At 70.2% G+C, this 13,578-nt stretch carries 14 protein-coding genes; 8 read left to right on the forward strand and 6 right to left on the reverse strand.

The genetic code is table 11. The annotated features are described in order from the left end of the window. Positions 1-35: 35 nt before the first annotated feature. A complete protein-coding gene (locus tag ACZ6DL_RS05345; RefSeq protein ID WP_466049131.1) occupies positions 36-881 on the reverse strand; it encodes an SGNH/GDSL hydrolase family protein in 846 nt (281 codons plus the stop codon). Between the two features lie 115 nt (positions 882-996). Between ACZ6DL_RS05345 and ACZ6DL_RS05350 the strand changes: the two genes are divergently transcribed. Further along, on the forward strand, positions 997-1,674 hold the full coding sequence (locus ACZ6DL_RS05350) for an O-methyltransferase (protein ID WP_466049132.1): 678 nt from the start codon (positions 997-999) through the stop codon (positions 1,672-1,674). A 10-nt stretch (positions 1,675-1,684) separates the two neighbouring features. Here the strand turns inward: ACZ6DL_RS05350 and ACZ6DL_RS05355 are convergent, their stop codons facing one another. Together ACZ6DL_RS05355 and ACZ6DL_RS05360 are read right to left on the reverse strand one after the other, a co-directional pair. Then, a complete protein-coding gene (locus ACZ6DL_RS05355; protein ID WP_466049134.1) occupies positions 1,685-2,677 on the reverse strand; it encodes a zinc-binding dehydrogenase in 993 nt (330 codons plus the stop codon). 49 nt (positions 2,678-2,726) lie between these two features. Then, positions 2,727-3,401 carry a TetR/AcrR family transcriptional regulator gene (locus ACZ6DL_RS05360; RefSeq protein ID WP_466049135.1) on the reverse strand — a complete coding sequence of 225 codons (675 nt, stop codon included), beginning with the start codon at positions 3,399-3,401 and terminating at the stop codon, positions 2,727-2,729. Between the two features lie 60 nt (positions 3,402-3,461). Here ACZ6DL_RS05360 and ACZ6DL_RS05365 point away from each other — a divergent pair, with 60 nt between their 5' ends. Beyond that, positions 3,462-4,934, forward strand: a complete 1,473-nt coding sequence (locus ACZ6DL_RS05365; RefSeq protein ID WP_466049136.1) for an MFS transporter — start codon at positions 3,462-3,464, stop codon at positions 4,932-4,934. A 15-nt stretch (positions 4,935-4,949) separates the two neighbouring features. Here the strand turns inward: ACZ6DL_RS05365 and ACZ6DL_RS05370 are convergent, their stop codons facing one another. Next, the gene (locus tag ACZ6DL_RS05370) at positions 4,950-5,678 is read right to left on the reverse strand and encodes a hypothetical protein (protein ID WP_466049138.1); all 729 of its coding nucleotides are present in this window, start codon (positions 5,676-5,678) and stop codon (positions 4,950-4,952) included. A gap of 165 nt (positions 5,679-5,843) precedes the next feature. Here ACZ6DL_RS05370 and ACZ6DL_RS05375 point away from each other — a divergent pair, with 165 nt between their 5' ends. The 5 genes from ACZ6DL_RS05375 (at position 5,844) to ACZ6DL_RS05395 (ending at position 9,322) form a co-directional block, all read left to right on the forward strand. Beyond that, positions 5,844-6,287 carry a DUF4440 domain-containing protein gene (locus tag ACZ6DL_RS05375; RefSeq protein WP_466049139.1) on the forward strand — a complete coding sequence of 148 codons (444 nt, stop codon included), beginning with the start codon at positions 5,844-5,846 and terminating at the stop codon, positions 6,285-6,287. Positions 6,288-6,336: 49 nt separating this feature from the next. After that, positions 6,337-7,206 (forward strand): SDR family NAD(P)-dependent oxidoreductase, encoded by an 870-nt coding sequence (locus ACZ6DL_RS05380; protein ID WP_466049140.1) that lies wholly within the window; start codon positions 6,337-6,339, stop codon positions 7,204-7,206. A 96-nt stretch (positions 7,207-7,302) separates the two neighbouring features. Then, positions 7,303-7,923: an urease accessory protein UreF gene (locus ACZ6DL_RS05385; RefSeq protein WP_466049571.1), complete on the forward strand. Its 621-nt coding sequence runs from the start codon at positions 7,303-7,305 to the stop codon at positions 7,921-7,923. Positions 7,924-7,948: 25 nt separating this feature from the next. Continuing rightward, on the forward strand, positions 7,949-8,662 hold the full coding sequence (gene ureG, locus ACZ6DL_RS05390) for an urease accessory protein UreG (RefSeq protein ID WP_393229452.1): 714 nt from the start codon (positions 7,949-7,951) through the stop codon (positions 8,660-8,662). 9 nt (positions 8,663-8,671) lie between these two features. Continuing rightward, positions 8,672-9,322 (forward strand): urease accessory protein UreD, encoded by a 651-nt coding sequence (locus ACZ6DL_RS05395; protein WP_466049142.1) that lies wholly within the window; start codon positions 8,672-8,674, stop codon positions 9,320-9,322. 137 nt (positions 9,323-9,459) lie between these two features. On the opposite strand, the gene ACZ6DL_RS05400 is transcribed toward ACZ6DL_RS05395, so the two are convergent. Both ACZ6DL_RS05400 and ACZ6DL_RS05405 read right to left on the reverse strand, forming a co-directional pair. Next, a complete protein-coding gene (locus ACZ6DL_RS05400) occupies positions 9,460-10,338 on the reverse strand; it encodes a hypothetical protein (protein ID WP_466049143.1) in 879 nt (292 codons plus the stop codon). A gap of 87 nt (positions 10,339-10,425) precedes the next feature. Further along, entirely contained in the window at positions 10,426-11,859 is a 1,434-nt protein-coding gene (locus tag ACZ6DL_RS05405) for an NAD(P)/FAD-dependent oxidoreductase (protein ID WP_396978719.1), read from the reverse strand. Positions 11,860-12,078: 219 nt separating this feature from the next. Between ACZ6DL_RS05405 and ACZ6DL_RS05410 the strand changes: the two genes are divergently transcribed. Continuing rightward, a complete protein-coding gene (locus tag ACZ6DL_RS05410; RefSeq protein ID WP_466049145.1) occupies positions 12,079-13,575 on the forward strand; it encodes a cytochrome P450 in 1,497 nt (498 codons plus the stop codon). The last annotated feature ends 3 nt before the right edge of the window (positions 13,576-13,578 follow it).

Raw genomic sequence — 13,578 nt, forward strand, 5'->3', positions numbered from 1 at the left:
GGTCCGGGGCGGTCGTCTCGGTGCGGCCGAATCGTTCAGCGGGGCAGGCCGGTGGCACGGATCGCGGGGAGGATGACGTCGGCGACGCCACGCATGCCCTGCGGGGTGAGGTGGTAGGGGACGAGTGTTTCGGTGGCGATGACGGGATCGATCCAGCGGACACCGACGGGTGCGCACGCGTCACGGCCCGCCGAGGCGGCACGGGTGTCGACGTAGGTCGCGCCGTGCGCGGTGGCGACGCGGGCGACCACGGTGTCGAGACGATCGAAGGCCGCCTGGATGGGCGCGGCATCGGACGGTCGAAGACCGACCAGCTCCGGACAGCCACCGTCGCGTACATAGGTCGGCCAGCCGTCGACGACGATCGTCGCCTTCGGCGCCAGCTCCGAAACCTGTTGCAACGCGGCCGCATAGGGCGCGGCGATCGCGTCGATGGCTGCATCCCAGTCCGGACCGGCACACCCACCCGCGCCGGAGAGGCCGTAGACATGGCAGGCGACGATGTGCTCTGCCATCAAGGCGTCGTTGGCGCCGATGTGCACCGTGACCAACCTGGTGCCGGGACCGAGGGCCTCGAACTGCGGTGGAATGCCCGGCTGCTGCGCGGCGGCGAGATCCGGGATGCGCGCGGAGTTGCAGGTGCGGTCGTCGAGGCGCAGATCGAGCTCCCGGGCGATGAGCTTCGGTGTGTTCGCGGTCGAGCGGAGGCAGCGCGGCGGGGCGGTGATGTCGAAGTTCCGCACGCCCGTGGTGGCCGCCCCGGAATCGCCCAGCGCGACGTACTCGGCCCCGCCGCCGAGGGGGGCGGCCTCGGCGGAGGCGGTGGCGCCGAAGGCGATCGAGCAAGCGATGACCGCGACGGCCCGCGCAAGATTCGTCATGTCGGATCCTGTCCGTTCCGTTCGTCGGCGCGCTCCCGGGACATGTACGTCTCTGTGCCGAACGCTACCCGGCAAGGTGGGTACGCGGGCGGAATCGGGTGGCAGACTTCCAGGTATGACGACACCTGGATGGGCCGACGTGGACCGCTATCTCGTGGAGACGCTGGTGGCGGATCCCGATTCCGACGCGGCGCTGGCGGCGAACAAGGCGGCCGGCCTGCCCCCGATCGACGTGTCACCGCCGCAGGGGAAATTCCTGCATCTGCTGGCCAGGTCGGTTGGGGCACGGCGGGTGCTGGAGATCGGCACGCTCGGCGGATACAGCACGATCTGGCTCGCTCGCGCGGTCGGGCCCAAGGGCCGGGTGGTCACGCTGGAGTTCGCCGCTCAGCACGCCGATGTGGCGCGGGCGAACCTGGAGCGGGCGGGTGTGGGCGACCGGGTGGAGATCCGGATCGGCGCCGCGCTGGACAGCCTGCCCGTGCTCGCGGAGGAGGACCCGGACCCGTTCGACCTGGTGTTCATCGACGCTGACAAGGTGAACAACTCGAATTACGTGCTGTGGGCGCTGCGGCTGACCCGGCCCGGTTCGGTGATCATCGTCGACAACGTCGTGCGCGGCGGCGCGATCGCCGAGGAGCATTCCGAGGATCCGAACGCACAGGCCAGTCGCGAGCTGGTGGAGTTGCTCTCCGCCGAACCGAGCCTGGACGCGACCGTGGTCCAGACCGTCGGCGGCAAGGGCTGGGACGGCTTCGCCTATGCCGTGGTGAACGGCGACAGCGCCGAGTGAACCCGCTCGGCTAGGGCTCCAGCACCACCTTGCCGGTCGTCGCGCGAGTCTCCAGCGCGCGGTGCGCGGCGGCCGCGTCGGCGAGCGCGAAGCGATGGATCGCGGGGCGCAGCCGGCCTGCGGCCGCCTCGGCCATGGCGCGGTCCTCGAGCACGCGCAGATCGCCGCCTGCACGCGCCGACATCGGCGGGCCGATCACCATCTCCGAGGTGATGCCGCGTTCGGCCAGTTCCTCGGCGGAAAGCCGCACCGGTCCCTCCGCGGCCGACTTGCCCGACCAGCCGTAGACCAGATGCTGCCCGCCCGGTGCGAGCAGATCGATGCCGGTGCGGGCGACGTCGCCGCCCACGGAATCGAACAGCACGTTCGTCCCGTGGTCGCCGACGCGCGCGCGGACCCGCTCGGGCCAGTCCGGCGACAGATAGTCCACCGCCAGGTCGGCGCCGTTGCGGCGCACCCGATCCACTTTCGCGGGTCCACCGGCCAAGCCGACCACCGTGGCTCCGGCGTTCTTCGCGTACTGCACGAGCAAGGTGCCGATGCCGCCCGCCGCGGCCGTCACCAGCACGACGCTGCCGGGCTTCAGTTCGGTGAACTGGAGGATTCCCATGGTGGTCCGCCCGGTGCCGATCATCGCCACCGCCTGCGCCGCGTCCAGGTTCGCCGGGATCTCGTGCAGCCGGGCGGCGTCGGTGACGGCCAGTTCGGCGTATCCGCCGGGCACCGCGCCGAGATGGGCCACCACCTGCGCGCCCAGCAGGCTCGCGGCCACGCCCGCGCCCAGGCGGTCCACCGTGCCCGCGACTTCGCGCCCGGGGATGGTCGGCAGCTCGGGCGCGGGAAACGGCCCGGCCTCGCCCCTGCGCAGCGTTGTATCGACCAGATGCACACCGGCGGCGGCCACCGCGATGCGGACCTGGCCGGGGCCCGGCATGGGATCGGGTACGAGGTCGTAGCGCAAGTTCTCGGCCGGGCCGAAGGCATGGAGGCGAATGGCGTGCACGGTGGCTCCTTGATCGTGAGGTGGTCGCCGGCCAGCCTGCAACATCAACTCAGGTCGAGGTCAACCGATCGCGGCGCGCGGCCCTGGCCTCGAATCCGTCGCAGAGCGCCTCGAGTCCGTCGTAGAGCAGTTCCTCCTGCGTCAAGTGGCGCACACCGCTGCCGGCCAGATCGGTCAGGGCGGAGGGGATCGAATCCTGCGCCGTGCCGTTCAACAGCGTCCGCAGCCCGTTGTCCCCGCCGGGGTCCATGCCTTTGCGTGCCATCAAATCCGCGCTGATCTCCGGCAGCGTCGCTCCGGAGATGTGATTCCACACCGAGAAGGACATGCCGGTCGCCTCGCGGGTGGACACGCCGAGTTCCAGGAAGCCGTCCACCAACCAGGCCAGGCAGGCCAGACTCTGCGGCCCGAAGCTGTAGCGCGGTGTGGCGAAGGTGAGCAGCACCCACGGATGCCGCCGGTACAGGGCCCAGTCGATCTCGGCGGCGATGCGAACCCGGTCGCGCCAGGTCCACCGCTGTCCTTCGGGAGAGGGGTACGGATTGCGCCGGGCCACTTCGTCGGTCATCAGCGCGAGCAGTTCGTCTTTGTTCGCGACGTGGCGATACAACGACATGGCGCCGACCCCGAGCCGTTCGGCGATGCGCCGCATGGACAGCGCGTCCAAGCCTTCGGCGTCGGCGAGCTCGATCGCGGTATCGACTATGGCGGCGCGGTGCAGCATGCGTACACTGTACCCGGAGTCATGCGTACGACGTACGCGCCAGCGAGAGGATGTTCGGCGATGACAGACGTGCAGCCGGTGCGGACCGCACCGTCCACGACCGGCTCGCGCCGCGCCTGGCTTGGCCTCGCGGTGCTGCTGCTGCCGGTGCTGCTGGTGTCGATGGACATCTCGGTGCTGTTCCTCGCGATGCCGATCCTGACGCTCGACCTGGACCCGTCGGCGGACCAGCAGCTGTGGATCCTGGACATCTACGGCTTCCTGATCGCGGGACTGCTCATCACCATGGGCAATCTCGGTGACCGGATCGGGCGGCGCAACATCTTGCTGGTGGGCGCCGCGGTCTTCGGCATCGCGTCGGTGATCGCCGCGTTCGCGCCCAGCGCGGGCGTGCTGATCGCGGCGCGAGCACTGATGGGCATCGGCGGCGCGACGCTGCTGCCGTCCAGCCTGGCGCTGATCTCGAGCCTGTTCCCGGATGCGCGGGAGCGAGCCGCCGCGATCGGCGTCTGGACGGCGTTCTTCGCCGGAGGCTCTGCCGTCGGGCCGATCATCGGTGGCGTACTGCTGCACCACTTCTGGTGGGGTTCGGTGTTCCTCATCAACATCCCGGTGCTGCTGGTGCTGCTCGCCTTCGGTCCGTTCGTCCTGCCCGAACACCGGGCGGGTGTGCGGGGCCCGCTGGACCTACCGAGCGTCGCCCTGTCGATCGGCGGCATCCTGCCGGTGGTGTACGGCATCAAACACGCCGCGACCGAAGGCATCGACGCGCGGGCGATCGTCGTCGCGCTGGTCGGCGTGGTGATCCTGACGGTGTTCGTGCGCAGGCAGCGCCGGCTCGACGAACCTCTGCTCGACCTGCGATTGTTCGCCCGGCCCCAGTTCTCGGTGGCCATCGGCGCCAGTCTGACCGGGATGATGTCGCTGGCCGGGCTGAGCTATCTGACCAGCGTCTACCTGCAGTCGGTGACCGGGCGGACGCCGCTGGCCGCGGCGGTGCTCGGCATTCCGATGGCGATCGCCGTTTTCGTCTGCTCGGTGGGCGGCGCCCGGGTCGGACATCGCTTCGGCGCTCGTGCCACCTTCGTGTTCGCCTTGCTGGCCTCCGCGGCGGGCAACCTGATGCTGCTCGGTGTAGGCGCGCACGACGGGCTGGGGTGGTATCTGGCCGGGTCCACGATCGCCGGAATCGGCTACGGTCTGGCGTTCACCTTGGTGTCCGAGGTGTCGGTGTCCTCGGTGCCGCCGGAGCGGGCCGGGTCGGCGGTCGGCATCTCGGAGACCAGTTTCGAGCTGGGCAACGCGCTGGGCTTGGCGCTGCTCGGGTCGCTCGCGGCGCTGATCTTCCGGTCCGGGGGCGACTACGCGGGGACGCTCGGCGAGACCATCCAGCAGGCCGCCGGTGACGCGGCGCTGGTGGAGGCGGCGCGCGGCTCCTTCGTCGACGGCATGCACGTCGCGGTGGCCGTCGGTGCGACGGCGCTCACCGCGATGGCGTTGATCGCGCGGTTCGCCTCGCCCGGACCGCGCTGAGCCGCGTGGCCGGGATCAGCGGCCGAACACCGCCGCCACGACCTCGGCCGCCCAGCGGTTCATCGGCCGGACGATCGTGCCGTGCACCCATCGGACCGGACGCACCACCAGCGCGTGCCAGACAACAGCGAAGGCGGCGAACGTCGGGCGCAGCACAAAGCGGTACACCGCCCGGCACGGCATCACCACGAGCACGCTCACGATGCGAGCGGCCACCTTCCACCCGTACCGCGCGGTCGCGCGCACCACATTCCACAGCGGGCGGAGCACCCAACGCCATAACCGAGACAGGGGCCAGACGATCAGCCATTCGACGGTGTAGCGGCACACCCAGGCGACGGCGTAGACGATCGGGGACACCACCCACCGCAGCAGCCAAGCCCCAGCTGGGCGAATCACCCTGCGCCACAGGAAGATCTCCACAGCTCGCCGCAGCGGCCGCAGCAGGTAATCCAGCAGGAGGGAGGCCAACGGCGTGAGCACCAAGCCCCACAGCAGATGCTGGAGCACCCAGCCCCACAAGAAGTCCTTCGCGAAGATCCACGCGGGCCGCAGCATCCAGTGCCAGATCAGTTCGGCTAGCGGAACCAGCAGATGCCGTGCGACGTACACGAGCGCCGCTCCGGTGACGCGGCCCAGCAGGCGAATACCCTCCCACAGCAGGCGGATCGGGACCAGCACCACGATCGCCAGCCCGCGTGCGATCCATTGGGCGATCGAGACCTGCGTGTCCGGCGTCGACACGACGTTCCCCCTCGACTGATATGCCGGAGCGCGGCCCCGGCGAAAGATTCTCCGTAGAACCTACATTCGAGCACACTGCTGCTACCGGGCGCGTGAGTAGAAATGCTCGAGCGCACCGGCGCGCCGTCCGGGAGCCGTACGTCGCCCGTGATAAAATTAAATGTCATGTTTTCGCATGATCCCGCGCTCGGCAGTCGCCCCTCCGGGCTCGACATCGAGATGGTCCAGGCATTCTTGCGCCGCTATGACGACTGTGTCTCCGCATCCGACTTCGACGCGCTGCCCGGCTTTTTCGACCCGCAGATCCTGGTCGTCACACCCTCGACGAGCCGGTGCGTCACCCGCGAAGAATTCCTCGCCGCCGCCCGCGCCCGTGTCCGCGGGCTGACGGCTTCGCGCGCAACGCTGGTCACCCAGTCCACCGTCGAACTCGGCGGCCACTACTGGCTCACCTCGGCGCACTGGAGGATGACCCTCGATGACGCCGCCGCCCTCGAGCTCTCCAGCGATTTCCTGGTCCGGCGTACCGATGGCGGCCTGAGCATCGCCGCCTACCTCACCCGCCAGGACTTGCCGCAGCTCATACGGGACAGGTCCCGCACGGACTGATCGCCCGAACGGCAGGTGGCCGCCCTGATCGACGCCTACAGTCGGTTTCGTGAACCACGCCAGGGCCTCGAGCAACGGCAGGCCGATCACCGAACGAGTGGCGACGCGGCTGCTGTACCCCACGTCACGGCCGCGCGAGCAGGCGTTGCGCGCCGCGGTGGGCGGCAAGATCGTGCTGGTCACCGGTTCCTCGCATGGCATAGGCAAGGCCAGTGCGCGCAAGCTGGCCGCGGCGGGCGCGATCGTCCTGCTCGTGGCCCGCTCCGGTGACGAACTCGACCGGCTGGCCGCGGAGATCACCGCCGCTGGCGGTGTCGCGCACGCCTACCCCACCGATCTGACGGACATGGAGGCCGTCGAACGGCTCGGCCGCAGGCTCCTCGACGAGCACGGCCGCCTCGACGTGGTGATCAACAACGCGGGCAAATCGATCCGCCGCCCGATCGCGGAGTCCTATGACCGTTTCCACGATTTCACCCGCACCATCGATGTGAACTACCTCGGCCCGGTGCGCCTGCTGCTCACGCTGCTGCCCGCCATGCGCGCCGGCGGAGCGGGCCATATCGTCAATGTGTCCACCTGGGGCGTGCGCATGCCGCCCGCGCCGCGCTGGGCGGCCTACGGCGCCTCGAAATCCGCCTTCGACGTCTGGTTGCGCAGTGTCGCGGCCGAGGTGGCCCGCGATGGTGTCACCACCACCTCGATCTACCTGCCGCTCGTGCACACCAGGATGAGCGCGCCCACCGACTTCAGCCGTGTCCCCGGGCTGACCGTGGACGAGGCCGCCGACCTGGTCTGCCACGCGGTGACCGCCAAGCCGCGGGAGATCGCCCCGTGGTGGTCGGCCCCGGTGCAGGCGTGGACCGACCTGACCCGCGGCCGCGCCCAGCGCCTCATGGAACGCGCCTTCCGCCGCTGATCCGTGACGACCGGGACGTCCGCTCGGCCCGCCGGGACATAGGATCGACCGGTGCGTGCATCCACTGCGACCGGTCCGGCTGCGTCCGGCCTGACGATGGTGCTCGCGCTCGCCGACTCCCGGCTGCCGATCGGCGGTCACGTGCACTCCGGCGGGGTGGAAGAAGCCGTCGCGTCCGGCTCGGTCCGCGACGCCGCGACGGTGGAGCTGTATCTGCGCCGCCGGATCCGGACGGCGGGACTGGTGGCCGCTTCGCTTGCCGCGGCGGTGTGCGCGGGCGAACTGGATCCGGCGCGCGCCGAGGCGGAAGCCGACGCGCGCACACCGGCCCCCGCTGCGCGGGCCGCATCGCGCGCGCAGGGCCGTGGCCTGTTGCGCCTGGCGAAACAGCTCTGGCCCGGACACGATTGGTCGCCGCTGGGCACCACGCCGCATCTGTCCACGGTCTTCGGCATGGCAGGCGCGGCTGCCTCGGTGCCGCCCCGGGAAATCGCGGGCGTGGTCGTCTACACGACCCTGACCGGCGCCGCCACCGCCGCTCAGCGGCTGCTGGCATTGGATCCCGCCGCGATCGCCGCGTGCACGATCCGGCTGGCAGGCCTGTGCGACCGCGTCGCCGCCGAGGCCGTGACCGGTCTAGCCGCGATGTCCGATCCGCTGCAGGACGTGCTCGCCGAGCGCCATCGGCAACGCGACATGCCCCTGTTCGCGAGCTGAAGCCCAGGAAGAAGGAGACCGCGCCATGCCCCCGCATCTGATCGACGGTGAGCCGCACGACCACGGTCACGATCGGCCGAAACGGACCCGCACGCCCGGAGAGGCGCTTCGCATCGGCATCGGCGGCCCGGTCGGTTCGGGCAAGACCGCGCTGGTGGCCGCGCTGTGCAGGCAGTTGCGCGACGAACTGTCGCTGGCGGTGCTGACCAACGACATCTACACCACCGAGGACGCCGATTTCCTGCGCAGGCACGCGGTCCTGCCGGACGAGCGGATCACCGCCGTGCAGACCGGCGGTTGTCCGCACACCGCCATTCGCGACGACATCACCGCCAACCTCGACGCGATCGAGGACCTGGTCGCCGCCAACCCGCCGCTGGATCTGATCCTGGTCGAATCCGGCGGCGACAACCTGACCGCGACCTTCTCCTCCGGCCTGATCGACGTGCAGATCTTCGTGGTGGACGTGGCGGGCGGCGACAAGGTTCCGCGCAAGGGCGGCCCCGGCGTGACCTTCTCGGACCTGCTGGTGGTCAACAAGACCGACCTGGCGCCGCTGGTCGGCGCTGATCTCGGCGTGATGGAGCGCGACGCGGCGCGGGTGCGCGCGGACCGGCCGACGGTGCTCGTCTCGCTCACCGAGGATCCCGCGGCGACACCGGTGCTGGCCTGGGTGCGCGAGCAGCTGCGCGCGGTCGCCGAGCGGGACCGCGCGGACGAATCCGCCGCCGCGCACTGAGCGCCGCCGGTGCGCACCGAATTACGAATAGTCGCCCACCCGGCGGCCCTTCCGGAGATCCATGCGAGCGGCGGGTTGTCGGCCCGCCGCACGGGCCCGCGAACGGTCCATCTGATCGGCACCGCCGCCACACCGCTGGGCGGGGACGAACTCGACATCGCGATCGTGGTCGCGCCCGGCGCAGAACTGGTGGTGCGCTCCGTCGCGGCGACTCTCGCGCTACCGGGCGCGGCGACGCTGCTGTCGTCCGGACGCTGGCACCTGGAGGTCGGTAGCGGGGGAGCGCTGGATTTCGATCCCGAGCCGATGATCGTCGCCGGTGGCGCGCGCCACCACACGGTCACCACGATTCGGTTGGCCTCCGGTGCCCGGCTGCGCATGCGCGAACGTGTCCAGGTCGGCCGCGCGGGCGAGGACGGCGGCGAGTGGCAAGGAGACCTGATCGCCGACGTGGACGACGTGCCGCTACTGCGCCACCGGTTGGCGCTGGGCGCGGGCACACCGGCCGACGACGCGCTGTCCGCGCCTCGGGCTCTGGAGAGCGAACTCGTCTATCCGGACGAACGCGCCGCGGCGACGACCGGTTTGACGCAGTCCCGGCTGCCGCTGGCGGCGGGTGGCAGCTTGTTCACCCGTACCGGGGCGCTGCTGAACGTCTGATGAACAGACCGTGCAGTCTGTCGATTTCGTCTCGGACAGGTGTAGCCCACCCGAGACATGGAGAAAGAAGGGGTGGGAGCCCGACAGCGTCGTCGGGCTCCCACCCTTTCGGCTCGCTCCTCGGAACTGTCATCCGATCAGCCGTTGGCCGTATCCGCGGTCTCCGAAGCCGGCTCGGCGACCTCCGGAACCGGCTCCGTGGCCTCCGGAGCCGGCTCGGTGGCCTCCGCCCCCGGCGCAGGCGCGCTGAGTGCCCGCGGAGGCGCGCTGAGTGCGTGTACCGCCCCGAGACCCGCGCCGATGCCCGCGCCGATGGCGGACAGCGGGGCGGCCATCAGGGCCGCACCATAAGCGGCGCCGACCGGGCCCGCGGCGAGGCCGATCGGCGCGAACGGCAGACCGATGGCCAGGCCGAGGCCCCCGCCCATGGCCGCCCCGAACAACGCGAACGGGCTGGCGAACACGAAGCCCGCCGCCGCGCCGATCGCGGCGGCGCCCATGGTCTGCCCGGCGACGCGGTCGGACCTCGTGCGCTCCATCCCGATCGAATCGAGGAACGTCGCCATATTGGCCTCGGCCATCGCGGAGCTGTCGTTGATCTGGATCGCCTGCTCCCGGTAGAGCCACTCCGGTGCGTCGACCTGCACGTCACCGAAGCGCAATTTGCCCGAAGGCGGCGCGATCGGCGGCACCGGGGCGACCGGAACGGGAGCGTGCAGCCCTTCCACCGGAGCCAGGTACTGGTGATCCGGCAACGGACGTGCCCACTGCAACGAACTCAGGACGTCGTCCGGGATTCGCAGACCCTCGTACGGGCGCACGTTCGGCGCCTCGGCCGCGGGCCACTGGGCCTGCTCGGTGGAATCCGTTCTGGTCACCGGAGCGGGGTGATCGGGCTCCGCGTTCGCCGTACCGGTTCCCACCAGCGCGAGAACGAGAGGAACCGTCCCCGCGGCGACGATGGAGCCGAGCTTCGGCCGATGCGGTGCGGGTGCTCGGTGCTTGCCTGTGCCCATAGATCACCTTTCATCCGAAGGAGACGTCGACGCCTCACATTCGGATCTGTCGGCGACCTGGATTGGTCGAGCGCGCGACTACACCGGTCAGCCGGCCTTGGCGTCGGTGTGCGCCTTGTCCACGGCGACCCGGCTGTTGGTGGAGGTGCCGAGGGCGGCGGCCAATTGTTCGGCGTCCTCGTCGTCGCCGTTGCTGATCGCCTCCAAGGCCAGCCGGGCGAAGACCCACTGTTCGGTGGCCGCCATCTGACCGCGACTGCGGCCGAGGAAGGTGACGAACCACTGGATGACGGTGATGATCCTGCTGCGGTAGCCGACCAAGTAGTACAGGTGCAGCGCCAGCCAGGCCAGCCACGCGATGAACCCGCCGAACTCGAGCTTGCCCACCTGGCAGACGGCGCTGAACCGCGAGATGGTGGCCATGCTGCCCTTGTTGAAGTACTTGAACGGCTTGCGCTCCTGCGGCGTCTGGCCCTTCAGGCCCGCTTTGATCTGCTTGGCGGCGTAGGTCGCGCCCTGGATGGCGCCCTGCGCCTGGCCGGGGACATTCGGCACCGACATCAGATCGCCGACCACGAAGACGTTCGGGTGGCCTTTGACGGTCAGGTCCGGTTCGACCACGACGCGGCCCGCCCGGTCGACCTCCGTGCCGTCGGACTGGTCGGCGATCATCTTGCCCAGCGGGCTGGCCTGCACACCCGCCGACCAGACCTTGCACGCCGACTCGATGCGGCGGATCGTGCCGTCGGAGTCCTTCACCGTGACGCCGAACGCGTCGACATCGATCACCATGGCGTTGAGCTGGATCTCGACGCCCATCTTCTCCAGTCGTCGTTCGGCCTTGCCGCCGAGCTTCGGCCCCATCGGCCCGAGCACCGCGCCGGCGCCCTCGATGAGCACGACCCGCGCGTCGCGTGGATCGATGTTGTGGAAGGTGCCCTCCAAAGTGCGGTCGGACAGCTCGGCGATCTGCCCGGCCAGCTCGACGCCGGTCGGTCCGGCGCCGACGATGACGAAGGTCAGCAGCCGGTCGCGCTCCTCCTGGGTGGTCGCGAGTTCGGCCTGTTCGAACGCGCCGAGGATCCGGCCGCGTAGCTCCAGCGCGTCGTCGATGGTCTTCATGCCCGGTGCGTAGGTGGCGAACCGGTCGTTGCCGAAGTAGGACTGCTGGGCGCCGGTCGCGACGATCAAGCTGTCGAACGGCGTGACCGTGTCCTGGTCGAGCAGGCGCGAGGTCACGGTGTTGTGGGTCAGGTCGATATCGGTGACCTCGCCGAGGAGCACCTGCGCGTTCTTCTGCTTGCGCAGCACCAGCCGGGTGGCGGGCGCGATCTCGCCGACCGAAAGGATGCCGGTGGCCACCTGGTAGAGCAAGGGCTGGAACAGGTGGGTCGAGGTCTTCGAGATCAGCGTGATGTCGACGTCGGCGCGCTTGAGGTGTTTGGTGCCGAACAGGCCGCCGAAGCCCGAGCCGATCACCACCACCCGGTGCCGGCCGTTCTCGACAGTCTGAGTGCTCATCGTGCTGCTCCTCGATGGACCTTGGGGGTCGTCCCCGGCGGCGATTCCTGACAGCTAAACCGTAGCCGCCGCGCCGGGCAGCGTCACGGCGAGATCCCCGTTCCTGGCGTGTTGCTCCCCGCCGCCGGGCCGGGGCGGGGAGGATCGGCGCGAGGCGAATCGGCCGAGCGGACGAGGTCGAGAGCCTAGGATGGTAACTGTCGTCCAGGGAGGATTGCCATGGTCGCCGGTGACCGTGCGGTCGGCCGAAAGCGCAGCGTGCAGGCCGATTCGGAGAACATCGCGCTGATCGAGGTCCCGCACGGCCATCTGATCGACCGGGCGCTCGGACTGCTGCCGGAACGACGCCAGGTGCTGGCCACCCCGCCGAGGGGCAGCGACGCCCAGCCGGTGCGCGGCGATGCCGGACTGCCCTACCTGGGCCGGGCATTGCACTACATGCGCTGGGGTCCGGCCGAGATGATGGAGCGCTACCGCCGGTACGGACCCGTATCCCTGAACAGCTCGCTCGGCGTGGACCGGGTGCTGGTCGCGGGACCCGACGCGCTGGACGAAGTGCTCGGCCACCGCCGCCGCGACTTCGGCCAGGGCTGGGACTACTTCATCGGCCCGTTCTTCCGCCGTGGCCTGCTGCTGCTGGAATTCGACGAGCACAAATTCCACCGCCGGATCATGCAGCAGGCGTTCACCAGGGACCGGCTCGAGGCGCACCTGGCCGCGCTGACCCCGGTGGTGCGGGAGAGCATCGCACGCTGGGTGCCACGCGAGCGCGACGCCGAACGCACGGTGCGGCTGTATCCGACGATCAAGGAGCTGACCCTCGACATCGCGGGCGAGAGCTTCATGGCCGCCGACGTCGGGCCCCGGCGCAGGCAGTTGATCGACGCGTTCGTCGACTGCACCCACGCGGGACTCTCCATCATCCGGCACTCGGTACCAGGCGGCCACTGGCGGGCCGGATTGCGCGGCAGGAGAGTGCTCGAGGACTACTTCACCGCGATGCTGCCGCAGAAGCGCCGCGCGGAATCGGCGGACTTCTTCTCGGGGCTGTGCCACGCCCGCAGCGAAGACGGCGGCGTCTTCGGTGACGCGGACGTGGTCAACCACATGATCTTCTTGATCATGGCGGCGCACGACACCACCACGACGACCGCCACCGCCGTGGCCTACTACCTGGGCAAGCACCCCGACTGGCAGCAGCGGGTGCGCGCCGAAGTGCTGGACATGGACGCGCGCCTCGGCGACGCGGCGCCCGCCATCGCGGACCTGGAGGCGCTGCGCGACCTGGATCTGGTGGTCCGGGAGAGCCTGCGGCTGATGCCGCCGGTTCCCGGATTGTCGCGCCGCGCCGTGCGCGACACCGAGATCGCGGGTCACTACATCCCGGCCGGCGCCCCCGTCGACCTCGCCTACCAGGTGAATCACCTGCTGCCCGAACTGTGGACCCGGCCCGAGCGCTTCGATCCGGAACGGTTCGGCGAACAGCGGCGCGAGGACAAGTCGCACCGCCTGGCCTGGATGCCGTTCGGAGCGGGCGCGCACAAGTGCATCGGGATGCACTTCGGCACCTTCGAGGTGAAGACGGTGACCGCCGCCCTGGTGCGCGAATACGAGTGGCGGATCCCCGACGAATACCGCATGCCCTGGGGATTCACCACGATTCCCTTCCCCAGGGACGGTGCGCCGATGACGTTGCGCAGGCGCGCGGCCGCCTGAGCG

It is taken from the genome of Nocardia sp. NPDC041819 (assembly GCF_055590505.1).

Coding starts and splice junctions, on each gene's coding strand:
- ACZ6DL_RS05345 (WP_466049131.1), bottom strand. CDS start 881: ATGACGAATCTTGCGCGGGCCGTCGCGGTCATCGCTTGCTCGATCGCC.
- ACZ6DL_RS05350 (WP_466049132.1), top strand. CDS start 997: ATGACGACACCTGGATGGGCCGACGTGGACCGCTATCTCGTGGAGACG.
- ACZ6DL_RS05360 (WP_466049135.1), bottom strand. CDS start 3,401: ATGCTGCACCGCGCCGCCATAGTCGATACCGCGATCGAGCTCGCCGAC.
- ACZ6DL_RS05365 (WP_466049136.1), top strand. CDS start 3,462: ATGACAGACGTGCAGCCGGTGCGGACCGCACCGTCCACGACCGGCTCG.
- ACZ6DL_RS05375 (WP_466049139.1), top strand. CDS start 5,844: ATGTTTTCGCATGATCCCGCGCTCGGCAGTCGCCCCTCCGGGCTCGAC.
- ACZ6DL_RS05385 (WP_466049571.1), top strand. CDS start 7,303: ATGGTGCTCGCGCTCGCCGACTCCCGGCTGCCGATCGGCGGTCACGTG.
- ureG (WP_393229452.1), top strand. CDS start 7,949: ATGCCCCCGCATCTGATCGACGGTGAGCCGCACGACCACGGTCACGAT.
- ACZ6DL_RS05400 (WP_466049143.1), bottom strand. CDS start 10,338: ATGGGCACAGGCAAGCACCGAGCACCCGCACCGCATCGGCCGAAGCTC.
- ACZ6DL_RS05405 (WP_396978719.1), bottom strand. CDS start 11,859: ATGAGCACTCAGACTGTCGAGAACGGCCGGCACCGGGTGGTGGTGATC.
- ACZ6DL_RS05410 (WP_466049145.1), top strand. CDS start 12,079: ATGGTCGCCGGTGACCGTGCGGTCGGCCGAAAGCGCAGCGTGCAGGCC.